Source organism: Aliivibrio finisterrensis, assembly GCF_008933155.1.
GTDB lineage: Bacteria > Pseudomonadota > Gammaproteobacteria > Enterobacterales > Vibrionaceae > Aliivibrio > Aliivibrio finisterrensis.
Window position 1 is genome coordinate 1 of the sequence record NZ_WBVP01000097.1, and the last position, 439, is coordinate 439.

At 46.0% G+C, this 439-nt stretch carries 1 protein-coding gene; it reads right to left on the reverse strand.

The annotated features are described in order from the left end of the window. Window positions 1-439 (reverse strand): hypothetical protein (locus tag F8B77_RS17720; protein ID WP_167512873.1); only part of this gene is annotated, 439 nt, incomplete at both ends.

Below are 439 nucleotides of genomic sequence, written 5' to 3' on the forward strand. Positions count from 1 at the left end.
GGCTACGCCATTTTCAACACGCAATTCATCCGAGCGAGCGAAGATGATGTCTTGATACATACGAGTAAGTGGTACAAGAACTTGCAAGTCTTTGTTGACCATCATGTAGGCACTGTAGTCATAGCCATCAAAGGTGTGCATTTCCATTAATAGCAAGATGACGTTATCGGCCAGTTTCAACGGCTTCAGACGCGACACGCTGTCGTTGATGTCGGTAAAATCTGTGATCCAAATGGCGTGACGGTTTTCGATAATATGACGATTACCGACGAAATTATAAAATTCAGTGCTTTCGTATTCGCCGAAGGTGAGGTATTTGTTCTCTGCGCCATTTTTCGTTGTGGCCACTACGGCAATGTTGCGCGCTTTATTGTGCCCACTGCCGACTTCTGTGTTATCTAAGCCGCGCTCACTCGTCATAAAGCTTAGGAGGCGATCT